The sequence below is a fragment of the Paracoccus versutus genome (assembly GCF_000763885.1).
GTDB classification, from domain to species: Bacteria; Pseudomonadota; Alphaproteobacteria; order Rhodobacterales; family Rhodobacteraceae; genus Paracoccus; species Paracoccus versutus.
On sequence record NZ_JRKO01000153.1, the window covers coordinates 1 to 1689 of the forward strand.

Consider the following 1689-nt stretch of genomic DNA (forward strand, 5'->3'; position numbering starts at 1 on the left):
GAATAGCCGGTGCCCTGGCCGCGCTTGGAGACGAACACCTGCTTGGCCTTCCACACCTCCAGCACCGGCATGCCCGCGATCGGCGAGTTCGGGTCCTCCTGCGCCGCCGGGTTCACGATGTCGTTCGAGCCGATCACGATCGCCACGTCGGTCGAGGGGAAATCCTCGTTGATCTCGTCCATCTCCAGCACGATGTCGTAGGGCACCTTGGCCTCGGCCAGAAGCACGTTCATGTGCCCCGGCAGACGCCCCGCCACCGGGTGGATGGCAAAGCGCACGTTCTTGCCGCGCGCCCGCAGCTTGCGCGTCAGCTCGCTGACCGATTGCTGCGCCTGCGCCACCGCCATGCCGTAGCCCGGCACGATGACGATCTCGTCCGCCTCGTTCAGCGCCGCCGCCACGCCGTCGGCGTCGATGGCCACCTGCTCGCCCTCGATCTCCATCGCCGGGCCCGCCTCGCCGCCGAAGCCGCCCAGGATCACGCTGACGAAGTTGCGGTTCATCGCCTTGCACATGATGTAGCTCAGGATCGCACCGGACGAGCCGACCAGCGCGCCGACCACGATCAACAGGTCGTTGCCCAGCGTGAAGCCGATCGCCGCCGCCGCCCAGCCGGAATAGCTGTTCAGCATCGACACCACCACCGGCATGTCGGCGCCGCCGATGCCCATGATCAGGTGATAGCCGATGAAGAAGGCCAGAAGCGTGATCAGCACCAGCCACAGCACCGGCGCCCCGGCGGTGCAGTAAAGGATCACCGACAAGAGCGACAGCGCCGCCGCAGCCGCGTTCAGCATGTGCCCGCCCGGCAGCTTCCGGGGCTTGCCGTCGATCTTGCCGGCGAGCTTGCCGAAGGCCACGATCGAGCCGGTGAAGGTCACCGCGCCGATGAAGATCCCCAGCGCCACCTCGACCTTGAGCATGGCGATCTCGGCCGGGGTCTTGTGCGCCAGCACCGCGGCGAAGCCGTGGAACTCGGCCGCCGCGTCGGCGGCGCGGGCGCGCAGCACCCGCGAGAGCTCGAACTGGGCGTTGAAGCCGATCAGCACCGCGGCCAGGCCGACCAGGCTGTGCATGGCCGCGACCAGCTGCGGCATCTCGGTCATCTGCACCCGCTTGGCCACGACCCAGCCGATGGCGCCGCCGATGGCCAGCATGACCAGCGTCAGCCCCCAGTTGCCGTAGCCCGGCCCGATCAGCGTCGCGACCACCGCCAGCGCCATGGCCGCGATGCCGTACCAGACCGCGCGCTTGGCGCTTTCCTGGCCGGAAAGCCCGCCCAGGGACAGGATGAACAGCACGGCCGCGACCACATAGGCGGCGGTGGTGAATCCGTATTCCATGCGCCCTCTCCCCTTACGACTTCTGGAACATGGCGAGCATCCGGCGCGTGACCAGGAAGCCGCCGAAGATGTTGACGCCCGCCATCAGCACCGACAGCGCCGCCAGCACCACCACCAGCCAGCCGCCCGAGCCGATCTGCAGGAGCGCGCCGACGATGATGATCGACGAGATCGCGTTGGTGATCGCCATCAGGGGCGTGTGCAGCGAATGGCTGACGTTCCAGATCACCTGGAAGCCGACGAAGACCGCCAGCACGAAGACGATGAAATGCGACAGGAAGCTCGCGGGCGCGAACAGCCCCACCAGCAGCATCGCCGCCGCGCCCGCGCCGAGCAGCGTGACCTG

Annotated in this window: 2 protein-coding genes; both read right to left on the reverse strand. The window is 68.2% G+C overall.

Going from position 1 to position 1689, the window contains the following annotated elements; translation table 11 throughout:
• Positions 1–1343: NAD(P)(+) transhydrogenase (Re/Si-specific) subunit beta (locus IT40_RS26365; protein WP_036761470.1), on the reverse strand; the 1343-nt coding region annotated here is incomplete at its 3' end.
• Between the two features lie 13 nt (positions 1344–1356).
• The coding region (locus tag IT40_RS26370; protein WP_036761472.1) for a proton-translocating transhydrogenase family protein at positions 1357–1689 on the reverse strand (333 nt) is incomplete at its 5' end.